This window comes from Dactylosporangium sp. McL0621, assembly GCF_049995355.1.
Classification (GTDB): domain Bacteria; phylum Actinomycetota; class Actinomycetes; order Mycobacteriales; family Micromonosporaceae; genus Dactylosporangium.
The window spans coordinates 2,482,507-2,500,368 of record NZ_CP188259.1 but is presented as its reverse complement, the minus strand read 5'-3'; the positions used below and the strand labels follow the sequence as shown (position 1 = coordinate 2,500,368).

The following is a 17,862-nucleotide window of genomic DNA, read 5'->3' as shown; positions in this document are numbered from 1 at the left end:
GCTTCATGCGTAAGCTGTCCGCTCTGCTCGGCCTCGTGCTGGCCGCGGTGCTCGGCCTCGCCGCCCCGGCGGCCCCGGCCCTCGCCGCGACCACGGCGAAGACGGTCTCCGGCGCCGGGGCCACCGGCTCCAGCGCCTCGACGAAGACGCTCGTCCTCTACGACTACACCGGCCAGTACGCCTGGCTCGGCGAGGACTACGGGATGATGGCCACGAACCTCGTCTCGCACTTCGGCGCCTGGACCGCCCACCCGGTCGGCACCTACACCGCGGGCGAGCTGTCGAAGTACAGCGCGGTCGTGTACGTCGGCTCCACGTACGACGAGCCGATCCCGACCGCCTTCCTCGACGACGTGCTCACCACGACCAAGCCGGTCGTGTGGCTGTACGACAACATCTGGCAGCTGACCGCGCGCTCGGCGGACTTCGCGACGAAGTACGGGTACACCTGGAAGGGCTTCGACGTCTCCAACGTCGCCGAGGTCGACTACAAGGGCACCGCCCTCACCCGCGACACGCGCAACCTCGCCGGCATCATGGACTACGCCGTCTACGACAGCAGCAAGGCGGTCAGCGTGGCCGACGCCGTGCGCGCCGACGGCACGAAGTTCCCGTGGGGCATCAAGTCGGGCAACCTCACCTACATCGGCGAGATCCCGTTCTCCTACATCACGTCGAACGACCGGTACCTCGCGTTCTCGGACCTGTTCTACGACGTGCTCGCCCCGCAGACCGCCGCCCGGCGCCGCGCCCTTCGTCGGGCAGGCCGGGTTCGTGTCGCCACCAGGTCACCCGTCGACAGTGCTCCCTTCGGCACAGCGGCTCCACGAGGCCGGACCCCGCGCCGGGTCCGGCCTTCGCGGTGCGCGCTCCCCCTCGGCGCGCGCGCAGCGGTTCGCCGTCGCCCTCCCGCCCCGGCGCGATCCATCTGGTCGCGCCGCCTCTTGCCGGCGACCCGACCCCACCCGACCCCGACGGCCGCGGACGGGCGGACCGGCGCCCGCCGATGGACAGGCCGACCACCACAGGCCACCTCCAGCCGCCGCGGACGGGCGGGATTGCCCGACATCGCCGGCCGCCGCGGACCGACCCCGACCACCACGGAGGGGCTGACCGCCCGGGATCGCCGAGGTGCTCACCGCCGAGGGCGCAGGCCGAAACGAACCCGCAGGCCGAAACGAGCACAGGCCGAAACGAACCCGCAGGCCGAAACGAGCGCAGGGCAAAACGAGCGCCGGGCCCGAAACGAACGCACGGACCCGAACGAGCGCGGGGCAATACGAGCGCCAGGCCGAAACGAGCGCCGGGCGAAAGAGCGCGAGCCAAACACACGCCGCGGCGAAACGAGCGCGAGCCGAAACACGTGCCGCGGCGAAACGAGCGCTGGGGCGAAACGCGCGCGCGGGGCGGAGCGGCACCAGCTCGCGGGGCGGACCGGGCCGACCGCGCGCTGCGGGTCGGCCCGGCCCCGCCCGGAGCGGCGCGGCACGGCCATCGCGGCGCGGCAACGCGTTCCGGCGCGGTGCGGGTTCCGCGCGTTATGGGAAGCGGCCGGCCGCGAGGACGACGCGGCTTGGCCGGCGCCGCCCGGCGGCTAGTGGGAGAGACAGATCGGTGGGCCGCGGTCGATGGCGTTGTCGTCTGAGCGGTGGCCGAGGAGCCGGGGTGGGGATTGCCTGTCCTTCATGTCGTCCAGCCTGCTCCCGCCGCGGTCGGAGGGGAAGACAAACTTTTCGCCTGTGGATAACCCCGTGAATCCGCTGGTCGGGGGTGTGCACGAGAGAAGGCCGTGGCCGTGGGAAAGGGGCGAGGAAACCCGCGGAGGGTGGTGCGGCGAGAGCGGCGGCCAGGACTGCGCGCGGAGAAGCTGACGGAGAAGCCCCGCTGAGCGCAGGGCGCGCGTCAGTGTTCCAGGAGCAGGTGGGGCATGAGGCGTTCGATGGCGCTGAGGTCGTACACCCGACGGATCTCCGTCACCAGGCCCGCCTCGTTGACGGTCAGGAACTCGGCCAGGCGGAAGGTCTCGCCCGACAGGGCGCAGTCGTAGACCAGAGCCGCCCGCCGGTCCAGGACCGTCTGTGAGAAGACCGTCACCGAGTCCAGGGCGGCCGCGTAGTCCGTCAGGAGCTCGATGAAGTCGCCGTCCGGGTCCAGGTTCGTCTCGATCGCCGGGGCGGCGGCCAGAAGTCTGAAGATGTCCGTCGTGCGCCCCGTCGTCCAGGCCGTGACCCAGCGGGCGGCGACGTCCTCCACCGCGATGTCCATCGCCGCATATCCTCGCATGTCCGCCCCGCGCCGCCGCACCCACACGGCCGGGCCCGGCGCCCGCGGGCGATCGCATCGGCGCGACTCATGCCGGCGGCGAAGCCGAGAACGCGGCGGCGAGCACCGCTGCCGTAGATCTTGAGGGGTGTGGGTGGAGCTTGCTCCCCCACCGCGAGCGCCGGCGAGCCGGGAAACACAGCTTCCAGGAAAGGGCTTTCCTGGGTAGCATCCGGGGCATGTTGCGCATCGATTCGGAACTCACCGGCAAGGATCTCGTTGCCGACGTTGAGCGGATGTTCGAGCTCTCCGCCGGGAAGATCCTGGCCCTTGACCCGGACGGAGGTGGCGGCTCGCCGGTGTTCACGGTCGACGGGCGGTACACGGCCCGGGGCTGGACCGAGTGGACGCAGGGGTTCCAGGTGGGCTCGGCGCTGCTGCAGTTCGACGCGACCGGCGACGACCGGTTCAAGGCGCTCGGCCTGGAACAGACGCGAAACCTGATGGCGCCGCACGTCAGCCACGTCGGCGTGCACGACCACGGGTTCAACAACGTGAGCACGTACGGGGCGATCCTCCGCCTGGTCAAGGAGGGCCGGGTCGAGGAGAGCGAGAGGGCCGCCGCCGAGCTGGCGTTGAAGGTCTCCGGGGCGGTCCAGGCCGCGCGCTGGCAGAAGACCGAGGACGGCAGCGGGTACATCTACAGCTTCAACGGCCCCCAGTCGCTCTTCGTCGACACCATCCGGTCGTGCCGGTCCCTGGCCGTCGCGCACCGCCTCGGACACGTGCTGATGGGCGAGCACGACGAGCGGATCGACCTGCGCGAGCGGATGCGCCAGCACGCGTACAACACCGCGAAGTACAACGTGTTCTACGGCGCCGGGCGAGACGCCTACGACGTGCGCGGGCGCACCGTGCACGAGGCCCTGTTCAACGTCAACGACGGCCGCTTCCGGGCGCCGAGCACGCAGCAGGGGTACTCCCCCTTCTCGACCTGGACCCGCGGCCTGGCCTGGGCGATGCTCGGCTTCGCGGAGCTGCTGGAGTTCGAATCGGAAAACGACGACACGTTCGCCGAGGCCGCCCGGGCCACCTGCGACTTCTACATCGACTCGTCCCCGGCCGACGGCGTGCCCTACTGGGACACCGGCGCCCCCGGCGTCGTCCACCTCGACCTCGACGCGCCCGCGGACCCGTTCAACGACCACGAGCCCGTCGACTCCAGCGCCGCCGCGATCGGGGCCCAGGGCCTGCTGCGCCTCGGGCACGCGCTCGGCGACGAGCGGTACACCCAGGCGGGCCTGACGGTCGCGCGCACGCTCCTGCGCGAGCCGTACCTGAGCACCGACCCGGACCACCAGGGGCTCCTGCTGCACTCGGTCTACCACCGCCCCAACGGCTGGGACCAGATCCACGAGGGCCAGCGCGTGCCGAACGGCGAGTCGAGCATGTGGGGCGACTACCACCTGCGTGAGCTCGGCCTGTACCTGCTCCGCCTCGACAACGGCCCGTACTACACGTTCTTCGGAGGGGTGGCGTGAGCGCCGCGCTCGTCACCGGGGCCTCGCGCGGGATCGGCCGGGGCATCGCTCTCGCCCTCGCCCGCGCCGGCTGGGACGTCGTCGTCAACTACGCGAGCAACGCGGCCGCCGCCGACGAGGTAGCGGCCGAGGTGGAGAAGCTGGGAGCGAAAGCGGCGACGGTACGCGCTGATCTCGCCCGGTCCGAGGACCGCACCCGGCTCGTGGCGGAGGCCTACGCGGCGTTCGGCGACATCGAGCTGCTCGTGAACAACGCCGGCGTCGCGCCCGACGTGCGCGCCGACATCCTCGAGGCCGGCGAGGAGTCGTTCGACCGGCTCGTCGGGATCAACCTCAAGGGGCCGTACTTCCTGACCCAGCAGGTCGCCAACCGCATGATCGCGGCCGGTACCGCGGGGCGCATCGTGACGATCTCGTCGATGAGCGCGTACACGGCGAGCGTCAACCGCGGCGACTACTGCATCACCAAGGCCGGCCTGTCGATGCTGACCAAGCTGTTCGCGGCGCGCCTGGCCGAGCACGGCATCAACGTCTACGAGGTCCGCCCCGGCATCATCGCGACCGACATGACCGGCGGGGTCAAGGAGAAGTACGACCGGCTGATCCTCGAGGAGGGCGTGACCCCGATCCGCCGGTGGGGTACCCCGGAGGACGTGGGCAAGGCGGTGGTCGCGATCGCGGGCGGCCTGCTGCCCTTCTCCACCGGGCAGGTCATCGACGTCGACGGAGGCTTCCACCTGAAGATCCTGTAAATGCGGATTCGGTTGTCACGGCCGCCGGTGTCGTTTTTCACGTGTCGCCGGCGGCCCGATCGGGTACGGCTTTAAGAGTGCGTCTCCGTCCCAATGTGGCCCTGAAGGCCGTCGCCTCACTGTTGCTGTCCGGATTGTTCGCCGGGGTGGTGGTCGCCGCGGCCGCGTTCCCGGGGCTCGCCTTCTCCGGGCTGGCCGCGAAGTCCGGGGCCGACACCTTCGAGGACCTGCCCACCGATCTCGACGTGCTGCCGTCGCCGCAGATCTCCTACGTCTACGCCAGCGACGGCAAGACGCTGCTGGCGATGATGTACGACGAGAACCGCCGCGACGTGCCGATCGCCGACGTGGCCGAGGTGATGCGCCAGGCGATGGTCGCGGCCGAGGACAACCGCTTCTACGAGCACAGGGGCGTCGACCTCAAGGGCGTGGCCCGGGCGTTCGTCAACAACGAGAACGGCGGCGACCAGCAGGGCGCCTCGACGCTGACGATGCAGTACGTGCGCCAGGCGACCTCGTACTCGGCCCGCACCCCGCAGGACGTCGTCGACGCGACCGCCAAGACGCCGGCGCGCAAGCTCAAAGAGATGAAGCTCGCGATGGCGCTGGAGAAGAAGCTCACCAAAGAGCAGATCCTGGAGCGGTACCTCAACATCTCGACCTTCGGCCACGGCGCCTTCGGCATCTACGCGGCCGCGCACGTCTACTTCGGCAAGGACCCCAAGGACCTCACGCTCGGCGAGGCCGCGCTGCTGGCCGGGCTGGTGAAGGCGCCCTCGACGAACGACCCCGCGACCGCGGACGGGCTGCCGAAGGCGATCGCGCGCCAGGCGTACGTGCTCGACCAGATGGTGACGATGAAGTACATCACGCCGCAGCAGCGCGACGAGGCCAAGGCCCAGAAGCTGACCATCGTCGGCCAGCGCACCCCCGAGGGCTGCGAGTCCGTGCAGCGGGCCGATCTCGGCGCCGGGTTCCTGTGCGACTACCTGCGCCGCTGGTGGGACGAGCAGCCGGCGTTCGGCGCCGACGCGTTCGACCGGGAGAACAAGCTGCGCTCAGGCGGGTACACCATCATCAGCTCTTTGAATGTCCAGACCCAGGCCGCGGCGTTCAAATACGCCAAGGACCAGCCCGGCGTCGGCTCGGCGAAGGTCGGCCTGGGCAACTCGGAGGCGGTGATGGTCGCCGCGGTCGAGCCCGGCACGGGCCGGGTGCAGGCGCTGGCCACGAACCGGAACTTCAGCAACGACCAGACGGCCAACGGCGCGAGCACCAACCCGGACAAGAAGGGGCAGAAGGGCAACTACCCCAACACGACGGTACCGTTCATCACCGGCGGCCCCGACGTACCCGGCTACCAGGCCGGCTCCTCGTTCAAGATCTTCACCGCGGTCGCCGCGATGGAGTCCGGGCTGCCACTGAACCACACCGAGGACGTGCAGGCGCAGTTCGTCTCCGACTACCCGATCGACGCGAGCAGCCCCGCGGCCTGCAACGGCCCGCACTACTGCCCGAAGAACTCCGAGGGCGACCCGACCGGCACGTTCAACATGTGGCAGGGCTTCGGGATGTCGCTCAACACGTACTTCGTCCCGCTGGAGCAGCGCGTCGGCGCCGACCACGTCGTCGACGTGGCCAAGCGCCTCGGCATCCAGTTCCGCTCGCCCAACGACGCGAGCTTCGCCAAGGACGCCAAGGAGTGGGGCGCGTTCACCCTCGGCGTGTCGGACACGACGCCGCTGGACCTGGCCGGCGCCTACGCGACCCTGGCCGCCGACGGCAAGTACTGCGCACCGACGCCGGTCACCGAGATCCGCGACGTCAACGGCAACAAGATCGACGCCGGGCAGCCGCAGTGCAAGCAGGTCGTCGACCCCGACATCGCGCGCGCGGCCGTGGACATGGCCCGGTGCCCGGTCGGCGACCAGTCCGCGTTCGGCGCCTGCCCGGGCAGCGGTACCGCGACAAACGTGCGCGGCGACGTCGGGCGCCCGGTGGCCGGCAAGACCGGCACCACCGACAGCGGCAAGAGCGCGACCTTCGTGGCGATGACCAAGCAGCTGGCCGTGGCCGGGATCCTCACGGACCCGGACAACCCGCAGATCAACAAGACCATGTCGCACCCGGTGATCAACAACGCGGTGACGTACACCCTGAAGGCCGGCCTGCAGGGTCAGCCGGTGGTGCAGTTCACCCCGCCGAGCCACCAGCGGGCGTTCGGGAACTGACCTCGGCGGCCGCCCGGGCCTGCAGCAGCGCGTGCACCTCGCCGATGTCCCGCGGCGAGGTGCGCGAGGCCAGCCAGTACATGATCCCGGTCGGAACGAAGAAGACCTGGAACGCGGCGAGGCCGATGGCCAGGTTGGCCGGCGGCGGGAACGAGCGCGCGAGGGCCGCGAACACGGCCCCGACGAGACCGTTGCCGGCCGCGCGGCCGACGCCGTTGACGAGGTTGCCCATGGAGTACACCGTGCCGCGGTGCTCCGGCGGGTTGACGTCGGCGATCAGCGCGAACCAGTTCGGCGAGTTCGCCGAGGTGAGCGCGAGCGCCAGCAGGGCCAGCAGGAACGCCCCGAGCAGCCCGGGCGACGTGAACAGCGACCCGAGCACGATCTCCAGCGCCGGCCGGTCGCGCGGCGCGGGCAGGCCGATCGGGGCGAAGAACAGCAGCACGTACAGCGGGACGCCGGCCAGGATGCCGATCGCCGCCACCTTCGCCCGCCCGCCCTGGTCGCGCCGCTGCCACCGGTCGCCGATCAGCCCGCCGACGATCGACAGCACCCCGCCGAGCTGGAACAGCGTGGCGAGCAGCCCGCCGACGGCGATCGCGGACTGCTCGTCGTACCCCTGCGCCTCGGCCCGGGCCTGGAACAGCCGCGGCAGCCAGACCAGCGACCCGAACGCGGCCTGGGCCGTGAGCCCCTGCAGCACCAGCCACACGTTGGTCCGCCGCGCGGCGATCCGGGGCAGGTCGGCCCGGGAGATCCGGTGCTCGTACTCCTCCCCCGCCGCGAACACCGCGGCCAGATCGGGCTCGCTCTGCCCGCGGCGGATGTCGGCGGTGGTGAAGTACGCGATGGAGGCCACCACCCCGAGCGCGGCCAGCACGTAGAACGGGGCCTTCCAGTCCTTCCCCCCGAGCTGGCTGGCGACGAGCACCCCGGCGAGCGTCCCGACCCCCTGCGACAGCCCCCACAGGCTCATGACCAGCCCGCGCCGCTTGGGCGAGATCAGGTCGCTGACCACGGAGAACCCGACCGACCCGACCGCCCCGAGCCCGACGGAGGCGAGCAGCTGCGCCCCGAGGAACCCCCAGTACCCGCCGGCGAGCACGGTGGCCCCGGTGCCGGCCGCCCAGATCAGCGTGCCGACCATGAGCACGGGCTTGCGGTCGGTACGGTCCCCGGCGTACGCCCACACCACCGCGGCCACGGCCGTGACGAGGTAACTGACGGCGGTGACGACGCCGAGCGCGCCTTCGCCGACACCGAGGGCGCGGCTGATGGGAGAGTAGAGCGGAGGGACGAGCCCGATCGCCACGTTGTCGAGCGAGGCCAGGACGATGAAGACGGCCACGCTGTACACCCGATGCACGACTCACACCCAACCATCGCGGCCTTGAGCTGCGCCACTCGGGCGGGTCCAATGCGCCTTCCGGGGCAGGCCCGACGTTCCGATCCGGGCGGGTTCGGCGCCCTGATCCCCAGCCTGGCCCTTCGATCCCGACACGTCCGACGCCGAATCCGACATGCCCACGCTTTGTATCGACATGTCCCGGCCCTTATCCACGACATGCCCCGGCCCTTATGCACGACATGTCCGACACTTCGTGATCGGACATGTCGGATTTTTCGCCTGGCAGGCGGAAAATCGGGTTCAAGGAGCGCGCCGGGCCCGACGCCCGTCAGCCCAAGCGCGGAGCACGGGGCGCGGAGCACGGGGCGCGGAGCACGGGGCGCGGTGCGCGGAGCACGGGGCGCGGAGCGCGGAGCCCGAGGCGCGGAGCGCGGAGCGCGGTGCGCGGTGCGCGGAGCGCGGAGCGCGGAGCCCGAGGCGCGGAGCGCCGAGCGCGGAGCGCGGAGCGCGGTGCACGGAGCCCGAGGCGCGGAGCGCGGAGCGCGGTGCACGGAGCACGGGGCGCGGAGCGCGGAGCCCGAGCCGCGGAGCCCGAGGCGCGGAGCGCGGAGCGCGGAGCGCGGAGCGCGGAGCCCGAGGCGCGGAGCGCGGAGCCCGAGCCGCGGAGCCCGAGCCGCGGAGCCCGAGCCGCGGAGCCCGAGGCGCGAAGCCCGAGGCGCGAAGCCCGAGGCGCGAAGCCCGAGGCGCGAAGCCCGAGGCGCGAAGCCCGAGGCGCGAAGCCCGAGGCGCGAAGCCCGAGGCGCGAAGCCCGAGGCGCGAAGCCCGAGGCGCGAGGCGCGAGGCGCGAGGCGCGAGGTCCTTCAGCCCAAACGCGAGGCGCGCCCGCCGGTTGAGTCGGGGGCGCGCCTTGCGAGGAGATCAGCCCGTCTCGCCCGCGACCGCGAGGGTGCGCAGGCGCTGCACCGCGTAGGCCGTCGACGCGATCGTGAACACCGCGGCCATAACGCAGCTCAGCGGTACCGCCACATTGCCGTGCAGCAGGTCCGTCGGGGCCAGCCAGTCGACGATCGCCTGCACGTACTGCTGGATCGACAGCTTCTGGGTGCCCGTGAGGATGTTGCCCAGGACGCCCTCCCACAGGACCACGTACGCCAGGCCGACCAGCACCGGGCGCCGGGTGAGCACGCTCAGCAGCACGAACAGCGAGCAGTACGCCGCCGAGCCGATCACGCCGCCCACGAAGAGCGCGAACGCCAGCGCCGGTTCGCCGGCGATCAGGCCCACCACGAACAGCGGTACCCCGGCGAAGAGGGCGGTGACGCCGGTCGCCACGGCCAGCTTGGTGAAGATGATCTCCGAGCGCGGGATCGGCTTGCTCAGGATGTGCGTGATGGTCCCGTCGTCGATCTCCGAGCCCAGCACGCCGGTGCCGATGATGAGGGCGATGACCGGCAGTACCGCGGAGAAGCCGAGCCCGCCGATGACCCCCTCGCCCCACTCCGCCGGGGCCGGGCCGAACGCCTTCACGACCAGCGTGAGCCCGATCAGCAGCAGCGGCAGCGGCACGAGCAGCCAGATCCGGCGCCGGCCGAGCAGGCCCCGCGCGGTGATCATCGCGACAGTGGCGTTCATCAGGCACCCACCAGGTAGGAGAAGACGCTTTCCAGGGACTCGTCGGCCGGGATGAGGCGGCGCACGCGGACGCCCTCCTTGAGCGCGACGCGCGGCAGGGCGCGGGTGAACGTGCCGTAGTCCGACGCGCGCACCTGCAGGCCGGTGGCGTCGATGTCGACGCCGGCCACCGAGTCCTGGGCCATGAGCGCGACCGCGAGGCGCCGGTCGTCGCTGGAGCGGATGGTGAACACGTGCGGGCGGTTGGTCATCAGCCGCCGGATGGTGCGGAACTCGCCGGAGGCGGCGAGGCGCCCGGCCACCATGACCTGCACGGTGCCGGAGACCTGCTCGACCTCCTCCAGGATGTGCGAGGAGAACAGCACCGTGCGGCCCTCGTCGCCCATCCGGTGCAGCAGGTCCATCATGTGGAAGCGCTGCCGCGGGTCCATGCCGTTGAAGGGCTCGTCGAGCAGCAGGACGCTCGGCTCGTGCACGAGCGCCGCGGCGACCCGGATGCGCTGGCGCATGCCCTTGCTGTACGTCTCGATCCGGCGGTCCTGGGCCGGCTCCATCTCCACGTGGGCGAGCGCCCGGCGGGCGGCCTCCTCCGGCTTGGTCAGGCGGAAGAGCCTGGCACTGGCGAGTACGAACTCCTGCCCCGTCAGGAAGCCGTGCACGCTCTCGCGTTCGGAGACGAGGCCCAGCGTGCGGTACACATCGGGATTGCGCCAGGTCGGGGCGCCGTCCACGGTGAGGGTGCCCCGCGACGGGGCGAGGAACCCGGACATCATGTGCAGAAGGGTCGTCTTGCCGGCCCCGTTCGGGCCCAGCAGCCCGGTGACGCCGGGCCCGAGGGTCATTGTCACGTCGTTGACGGCGACCACGTTGCCGTACCACCGCGAGACGTGCTGCAGGTCGACGGTGCTCATGTCAGGCGGCCACCTTCCGGTAACGCAGCAGCAGGAGCCCGACGGAGCCGCCGAGCAGGATCAGGCCGCCGATGCCGTACACGGGGCCGTAGCCGCCGATCGGCAGCCCCTCGTTCTGACCTTCGACGCCGAAGATCCACTGTTCCAGCGCGAGCATCAGGGTCATCGGGTTGGCCAGGAACGACAGCTTGGCCAGCGTGTCGTTGCCCAGGAAGTTCAGGATGCCGACGATTGGCGAGGTGATGAGGAAGACGCCGACGATGAACGCGGCGGCGAACGCGCGCCGGCCCGACAGCGAGGCGATCAGCAGCGACACGCCGGCCAGGATCAGGGCCCGGATGAGGGTGGCGCCCAGACCCGGGGCCAGGTCGCCGAACTCGTGCCAGGCGCCGGAGAACCCGTCGGTGCGGGTGAAGACCGCCCCGATGTAGATCAGCAGCTGCGGTACGGCCAGCAGCGCCACCACCGCGGTGACGAGCGCGGCGTACTTGGCCAGCGCGTAGTCGGTGCGCAACAACGGGCGGGAGAAGTACAGCGGCAACGTCCGGTCGCGCAGGTCCCGCGAAACGAGCTCGGGGGCCACGATGGCCAGGAACAGCATGACCGGGTAGCTCAGGCCGGCGGTGTAGTCGCGGTACGACATCAGGGTCTGTCCGCTGATCGAGCGGAACGCGATGACGACCACAGCCACCAGCAGCACGATGCCGATGATGAGCCAGGGGAAGATCTTGGCCTTGGCCCCGCGGCCGATGCCGAACGCGGCGCGCACGCTGTGCTCGTAGAGGGAGCGGTTGGCGTACCACCGGCCGAGCCGCGGTCCCGTGTACCGCTGATAGCCGATGTCGTGGATGACACTAGTCTGCGGCGCCACGGCCGGCCTCCTGTGCGCTCAGCGCGGGTGCGGTGACGGTGTGCGTCTGGAACAGCTCGGCCACGCGGTGGCGGCGCTGGTCGAGCCGGTGCAGCGGCAGGTCCAGCTCGGCGACGGCCACGAGGATGCGGTCGTACACGTCCTCGCTGTCCAGTGGCACGGTGAGCGCGGTACCGTCGCGGCCGGCCGGGATGCCCAGCTCCGCCAGGCGGGCCGTGAGCTGGTCGACCCCCTCGGAGACCTCGACGGTGAGCACGTCGCGGCTCGTCGTCATGTCCTCGACCGTCGCCGAGCGCAGCAGCCGCCCGCCGTCGATGGCGATGATCGAGTCGCAGATGCGCTCGACCTCGCCCAGCAGGTGCGAGCACACGACGATGGAGATGCCGAACTCGGTGCCGATGCGGTGCACCAGCTCGAGCATGGCGTCGCGGCCGGCCGGGTCGAGGCCGTTGGTCGGCTCGTCCAGCAGCAGCAGGTCGGGGTCGTGCGCGAGGGCCTGGGCCAGCTTGACCCGCTGCTTCATGCCGGTCGAGTAGCCGCCGATCTGGCGGTACCGCTCCTCGTAGAGCCCCACGTGGCGCAGCGCCTCGGAGGCCCGTTCGCGGGCGGCGGTGGCTGGCAGGCCGCTCATGCGCGCCAGGTGGGTCACGAACTCCGCCGCCGAGACCTCGCTCGGCAGGCAGTCGTGTTCCGGCATGTACCCGACCCGGCCGCGAACCTCCGCGGCCTGTTTGGTCGGGTCCAGCCCAAGGACCCGCAGATCGCCATCGGAAGGCGCCAGCAGGCCCAGCATGATCTTGATGAAGGTGGACTTCCCGGCGCCGTTGGCCCCGACGAGGCCGATGATCCCCGGCTGCACCGCCAGGGTCAGGTCCGACAGGGCGGTGACGCCACCCCCGTAGCGCTTCGTCAGCGCACGCGTCTCGATGAGTGTCACGTCGCCGAGACTACGGACCGTGCACCCCCGGGACTATCCGGAACGCACCTGAAAGCCTCTCCTTAGGGGTTCTACCTGTGATTCTTCTCAGGTTCGGCCGGTCCGCAGGTCAGGGTCGACCCCGCCGAGTGAAGGTCCACGGAGTCGTTCCAGGTTGACGAAGCGCTGGTGCGCATGCGCCGCAGTCTGGAGTGGGCCGGCCTGGTCAGCCGCCTGGCCGCGGTGCTGTGGATCGCGACCGGCCTCACCGTGTTCCCGCCGGTGCCAGGGATGGCGACGGTACTCGGGGTAGGCGCGGCGGTCGCCGCGGCGCTCATCAACGTGCTGGGCGTGTACGCGCTGCGCAATGTGGCGCGCCGCCGCTATCCGCGCATCAGCGCCGTGCTCCTGGCCGTGGACACGGCCGCCATCATCGCCATGGTGTACAGCTCGGCCGGCGCGCCCGACCTCGTGTTCTGGCCGCTGCTCATCATCCCGATCATCGTGGGCGCGTACCGGCACCAGCTCGTCGGCGCAGCCCGTGCACACTCGCGCACCACACGGACAACTACGCCACGTTCGCGCACTGCATCGCACAACGGCACAGCCACCCGCCACCCGCCGGCTCCGCGGCGCAGCCCGTGCACACTCGCGCACCACACGGACAACCACGCCACGTTCGCGCACTACATCGCACAACGCCACAGGGTCCGCCCGCCGCGCGCCGGCTCCGTGGCGCAGCCCGTGCACACTCGCGCACCCCACGGACAACCACGCCACGTTCGCGCACTACATCGCACAACGCCACAGGGTCCGCCCGCCGCGCGCCGGCTCCGTGGCGCAGCCCGTGCACACTCGCGCACCCCACGTCGAGCGCGCGCACTACGCCGTACGGTGACACCCGGTCCAGGGCGACCGCCAGGTCATGGCACAGCTACACGTCATCCACGGGCCGAAGCCTGTGCGAGCCCCGCACTGCCGGCGGGCCCGCATCAGGTCCGCGCACCGTCTCCGGCGATCACCCGTAGCAGCAGGTCCTTGACCTCGGTCGCGTGCACCCGGGCCGGAGCGACCGCCGGGTCGTCGCACAGCCATACCGGGCCGTCCGCCGGATCCGCAGGCAGCAGCCCGTGCGAACCGCGCACCGCGCGGGCGCCGGCGTCGAGGCCGATCGCGCTCATGCGGTACCGCATCCCGAGCTTTTTCCGGATCAGCGCGAGCCCCGCCCGGGCCTTCGCCGCGCCCGGGCCGGCCGGGTCGAAGAACAGCTCCGCAGGGTCGTAGCCGGGCTTGCGGTGGATCTCGACGAGCTGAGCGAAGTCAGGCGCCCGCGTGTCGTCGAGCCAGTAGTAGTACGTGAACCAGGCGTCACGCTCGGCGAGCAGGACGAGCTCGCCCGCGCGCTCGTGTCCGAGTCCGTCGCGGATTTCGCCGACGCCGGGCAGGGTTGCGCACACCTTGCGCACTTCGTGCACGTCCTGCGCGTTGCGCACATAAACGTGCGCGATCTGATGGTCGGCGACGGCGAACGCGCGCGACGTGCACGGGTCGAGGTACTCCATCCCGTCCTGGGTGTGCACGTTCAGCCAGCCCTCGGCGCGCAGATGCCGGTTGATGTCCACCGGCCGGTGCACGTCTGTGATGCCGTACTCGGAAAGCGCCACAATCGCGCGTCCACTGGTGCGCGCGGCGTCCAGCAACGGACCAAGGACGGTGTCGAGCTCGGCGGCGGCGCGCGCGGCCCGCGGGTCGGACGGGCCGTAGCGCTGCAGGTCATAGTCGAGATGCGGGAGGTACACCAGGGTCAGGTCGGGGTTCTTGACCTTCATGACCTGCTCGGCGGCCCGCGCGATCCACGCCGAGGAGGCCAGCCCCGCGTTCGGGCCCCAGTACGTGAACAGCGGAAACGGGCCGACACTGTCGGTGAGCTCGTCGTGCAGCTCCGGCGGGTAGGTGTAACAGTCGGGCTCCTTGCGCCCATCGGCGTAGTAGATCGGCCGCGGGGTGACGGTCCAGTCGACGTCGGCGCCCATCGCGTACCACCAGCAGACATTCGCGACAGTAAATGCCGGATCGGCGCGCCGGGCGGCGTCCCACAGCTTCTCGCCGCCGACGAGCGCGTTGTGCTGGCGCCAGAGGAGCACCTCGCCGAGGTCACGGAAGTACCAGCCGTTGCCGACGATCCCGTGCCCGGACACCGGCTCGCCAGTCAGGAACGTCGACTGTACCGAGCAGGTGACAGCGGGTAGCACCGGCTCGAGCGGCACGGCGGCGCCGAGCCGCGACAGATTCGGCATGTGCGGCAACAGCCGCGGCGTCAGCCCGACAACGTCGAGCACGAGCGTCGGGCGACTCATGCGATCTCCCCCGCCTCATTGCGATACGCAACCACTCCGCTGCTTTCCGTCACGTTCATGGCTTCAGTCCCAGGTCGTGCAGCGTGTCCCGGGACCAGGCGAGCTCCGCCGCCATGCCGTGAGCCAGTTCGCGCGGGCCCGCCGGGCGTTGCTCGACGGGCAGGACGCTCCAGGTGTACGTCTCAACCTCCAAGTGGTCACAGACAGCGATCGGGCCGCCGACCAAGGCCCCCAACCCGGCGCGCAGCACCGGAATGGTCGAGCGCAGCGGCGGCTCCGGCTCGGCGTGCAGTGGCACGTGGTAGTGCACCCGCCACGGCTGCCCGGCCGCCTCGCCGTCGGCCAGGGCCTCGTCGAGGTCGTCGAACGCGCGGCGGGCGCCAGCCGTGCGGGTCTGATGCAGGAAGCGCGGCTCGGCGTACCGGGCCACGACCTCGCGGGCGCCGCCGGGGTCGGCGACCTCCAGCGCGGCCGAGACCTGGACCTTCACCACCGGCAGCCCCGCCCGCGCCAGCCGCTGCACCGCCGCGACCGGGTCCTCCCACGCGCACGCGAGGTGGGCGAGGTCGACGCAGACGCCGAGCCAGCGCCGGTCGACCCGGGCCAGGTGCACGGTGGCCTGCAGCGTGTTCTCGATGATGCAACCGGGCTCCGGCTCAAACGCCACGCGCACGACACGCCCGGTGAGGACCTCCAACCCTGCCAATCCCTGCGCGAGTGCGTCCAACGCGCGCAGGACACGCCCGGCGTGCGGCCCGTCCCACGGCTCGCGCCAGCCCAGCGGGAGCGTGGAGATGGAGCCGCGGGCGGCGTCATCGGGCAGCAGGTCGACGAGAATCCGAGCCAGATCGAGGGTGTACCGCAAACGCGCGGGATCGGCCCAGTCCGGGGAGTACACGGCGCGCTTGACGACCGGGGCGTGGAACTCGCGGTACGGAAAGCCGTTGAGCGTCACCACCTCCAGGCCGCGCGCATCGAGCTCGCGGCGCAGCCGGCGGCGGGCTTCCGGGTCCGCGGCGAGCTCGGAGGCCACGGCGGCCCCGAGCCACAGGCCGAGGCCGAGCACGTCGGTGCCGAGCCGCTCGCGCATGGGCGTCGCATACGTTTCGAGCTGCTGCAGGATTCCGGCGAGGTCCTCGGCCGGATGGACATTGGTGCCGTACGCCAGGTGCACGGTCTGCCCATCGGGGTGCTGCAGCCGCATCACTCGCCCCCGCGCCGGATTGAGTTGCCGTTCCACGCCTCGGGCGCGTCCACAGTGGACAGGTCAAGGCGCTTGGACTGCCCGTAGAATTCGACCGGATTCCGCCACAGCACCTTGTCCACTTCGTCACCGGTGAAGCCGGCCGTGAGCATCGCGTCACCGGTGCGGCGGGTCAGCAGCGGGTCCGAGCGCCCCCAGTCGGCGGCGGAGTTGACGAGCATGCGTTCGAGGCCGTACTCGCGCAGAATGTGCACCATCCGCTCAGCGGTCATCTTCGTCTCCGGATAGATGGAGAAGCCCATCCAGCAGCCGGACTCGGCGACCGCGGCGACGGTGACCTCGTTGAGGTGGTCGATGGCGACGCGGTCCGGCTCGAGGCCGGATTCGCGCACGACGGCGAGCGTACGTGCGGTACCGCGGGCCTTGTCCCGGTGCGGCGTGTGCACGAGCGCCGGCAGTTCATGCTCGATTGCGAGCGCCAGCTGCACGGCGAACACCTCATCCTCGGCCGGGGTCATCGAGTCGTAACCGACCTCGCCGACCGCGACCACGCCGTCCTTCTCCAGGTAGCGCGGGAGGACGCCGAGCACCTCGCGGCAGCGGGGATCGTTGGCCTCTTTGGGGTTGAGCGCGATCGTGGCGTGGTGTCGGATGCCGAACTGGCTCGCGCGGTACGGCTCCCAGCCGACGAGCGAGTCGAAGTAGTCGGTGAACGAACCGACACCGGTGCGCGGCTGACCGAGCCAGAACGCGGGCTCGACGAGCGCCCGGACACCGGCGGCGGCCATGCGCTCGTAGTCGTCGGTGGTCCGTGACGTCATGTGGATGTGGGGGTCGAAAATGCGCATCACAGTCCCCTTGCCTCGATCAGCACCCGGACACCGGCCGCGGCCGAGCCCGCGCAATCGCTCGTCGCCATGTGCATGCGGGGTTCCAAAACGCGCATCACAATCCCCCTGGCCCGATCAGCACCCGGACACCGGCCGCGACCAAGCCCCTCACAGCCGCCTATCGTTCGCGACGTCATGCGCATGCGGCGGACGAAAACGCGCATCACAGTCCCCTTGCCTGGATCCGCTGGATCAGTGCCAGTGCGTCGGCGGGCATCGTGCGCCCAGCGGCGCGGCGCTCCTCGGCGAGTCCGGCGAGCATGATCGCCAGCTCGGCGTCGGCACGCTCGTCGAGGTCGGCGACGGCGGCCAGCGGAAGCTGCATGAAGACGGCCTTCAGTACTCCCTGGCGCCAAACGGCCACGCTGAGGTGCCGCGCGGCCGGCCCGAGCGCGGCGGCGACCAGTCGGACGTCGTTGGTACGCAAAGCGTCCTCGAGAATCTGCGCGGTTTCGGCCAGATCGAGCAGCGGCAGCGCGCGCAAGACTGCGCGTTTCTCCGCGGCGTCGCCGTGCCGGTACAGCTGCGGGATTTCGCTCGTGTCTTTCAGGCTGGTCAGCAGCAGGACCCGGGCCGCGTCGTCCACGCTCCAGCCCGGGGGTTCCTTGAGCATCCACCGCCCGCAGCGCCGGCCGACGGCCGGAAACAACCTCGCGATCGCGGCCGGTTGACGGCCTACGGTCTCCAGCGCGGTGTCGAGCCAAACGGTGTCGGTGAGCTCGGCGCGCAACGCAGTCGCGAGATTCATACGACCACCGCCGGCAACAACACCCGGGCCATCACGCCGGGCCGGCAGCGCACGGTCCCCTGCCACACCCCGCCGGTCAGCCGGCCCCGCACTCGCGTTACGACGTTCATACGACCACCGCCGGCAACAACGCCCGCGCGATCGCAGCCGACCGACGACCCCAGGTCTCCGCGGTGCCGGTCAGGCCGACCCGCACCCT

At 71.2% G+C, this 17,862-nt stretch carries 14 protein-coding genes; 4 read left to right on the top strand and 10 right to left on the bottom strand.

Going from position 1 to position 17,862, the window contains the following annotated elements:
- Window positions 1-5: 5 nt before the first annotated feature.
- Window positions 6-1,598: a hypothetical protein gene (locus ACPPVO_RS11570; RefSeq protein ID WP_426511202.1), complete on the top strand. Its 1,593-nt coding sequence runs from the start codon at window positions 6-8 to the stop codon at window positions 1,596-1,598.
- Window positions 1,599-1,902: 304 nt separating this feature from the next.
- Here ACPPVO_RS11570 and ACPPVO_RS11565 read toward each other — a convergent pair whose 3' ends face one another.
- Window positions 1,903-2,265 (bottom strand): hypothetical protein, encoded by a 363-nt coding sequence (locus ACPPVO_RS11565; RefSeq protein ID WP_360384350.1) that lies wholly within the window; start codon window positions 2,263-2,265, stop codon window positions 1,903-1,905.
- Window positions 2,266-2,501: 236 nt separating this feature from the next.
- Here ACPPVO_RS11565 and ACPPVO_RS11560 point away from each other — a divergent pair, with 236 nt between their 5' ends.
- The 3 genes from ACPPVO_RS11560 to ACPPVO_RS11550 all read left to right on the top strand — a co-directional run bounded on the left by ACPPVO_RS11560 (window position 2,502) and on the right by ACPPVO_RS11550 (window position 6,786).
- Window positions 2,502-3,803: a hypothetical protein gene (locus ACPPVO_RS11560; protein ID WP_426511201.1), complete on the top strand. Its 1,302-nt coding sequence runs from the start codon at window positions 2,502-2,504 to the stop codon at window positions 3,801-3,803.
- Window positions 3,800-4,555, top strand: a complete 756-nt coding sequence (locus ACPPVO_RS11555; RefSeq protein WP_426511200.1) for a 3-ketoacyl-ACP reductase — start codon at window positions 3,800-3,802, stop codon at window positions 4,553-4,555. Before ACPPVO_RS11560 ends, ACPPVO_RS11555 begins: the two co-directional genes overlap by 4 nt.
- A 77-nt stretch (window positions 4,556-4,632) precedes the next feature.
- Window positions 4,633-6,786, top strand: a complete 2,154-nt coding sequence (locus ACPPVO_RS11550; RefSeq protein WP_426511199.1) for a transglycosylase domain-containing protein — start codon at window positions 4,633-4,635, stop codon at window positions 6,784-6,786.
- Here ACPPVO_RS11550 and ACPPVO_RS11545 read toward each other — a convergent pair.
- From ACPPVO_RS11545 to ACPPVO_RS11505, 9 genes are all read right to left on the bottom strand, one after another.
- Window positions 6,749-8,152: an MFS transporter gene (locus ACPPVO_RS11545; RefSeq protein WP_426511198.1), complete on the bottom strand. Its 1,404-nt coding sequence runs from the start codon at window positions 8,150-8,152 to the stop codon at window positions 6,749-6,751. The two genes, ACPPVO_RS11550 and ACPPVO_RS11545, sit on opposite strands and share 38 nt — an antisense overlap.
- Before the next feature lie 900 nt (window positions 8,153-9,052).
- Complete coding sequence (locus tag ACPPVO_RS11540) at window positions 9,053-9,766, bottom strand: ABC transporter permease subunit (protein WP_360392830.1); 714 nt, start codon at window positions 9,764-9,766, stop codon at window positions 9,053-9,055.
- Entirely contained in the window at window positions 9,766-10,677 is a 912-nt protein-coding gene (locus tag ACPPVO_RS11535; protein WP_426511197.1) for an ABC transporter ATP-binding protein, read from the bottom strand. The genes ACPPVO_RS11540 and ACPPVO_RS11535 overlap by 1 nt, the downstream gene beginning before the upstream one ends.
- Before the next feature lies 1 nt (window position 10,678).
- Window positions 10,679-11,548 (bottom strand): ABC transporter permease, encoded by an 870-nt coding sequence (locus tag ACPPVO_RS11530; protein ID WP_426511196.1) that lies wholly within the window; start codon window positions 11,546-11,548, stop codon window positions 10,679-10,681.
- Window positions 11,532-12,485, bottom strand: a complete 954-nt coding sequence (locus tag ACPPVO_RS11525; protein ID WP_426511195.1) for an ABC transporter ATP-binding protein — start codon at window positions 12,483-12,485, stop codon at window positions 11,532-11,534. Before ACPPVO_RS11525 ends, ACPPVO_RS11530 begins: the two co-directional genes overlap by 17 nt.
- Before the next feature lie 971 nt (window positions 12,486-13,456).
- A complete protein-coding gene (locus ACPPVO_RS11520; RefSeq protein WP_426511194.1) occupies window positions 13,457-14,821 on the bottom strand; it encodes a nucleotide pyrophosphatase/phosphodiesterase family protein in 1,365 nt (454 codons plus the stop codon).
- Between the two features lie 55 nt (window positions 14,822-14,876).
- Window positions 14,877-16,025, bottom strand: a complete 1,149-nt coding sequence (gene eboE, locus ACPPVO_RS11515) for a metabolite traffic protein EboE (RefSeq protein WP_426511193.1) — start codon at window positions 16,023-16,025, stop codon at window positions 14,877-14,879.
- The gene (locus ACPPVO_RS11510) at window positions 16,025-16,873 is read right to left on the bottom strand and encodes a TatD family hydrolase (RefSeq protein WP_426511192.1); all 849 of its coding nucleotides are present in this window, start codon (window positions 16,871-16,873) and stop codon (window positions 16,025-16,027) included. The genes eboE and ACPPVO_RS11510 overlap by 1 nt, the downstream gene beginning before the upstream one ends.
- Window positions 16,874-17,078: 205 nt before the next feature.
- Window positions 17,079-17,663 (bottom strand): EboA domain-containing protein, encoded by a 585-nt coding sequence (locus ACPPVO_RS11505; RefSeq protein WP_426511191.1) that lies wholly within the window; start codon window positions 17,661-17,663, stop codon window positions 17,079-17,081.
- Window positions 17,664-17,862: the final 199 nt, after the last annotated feature.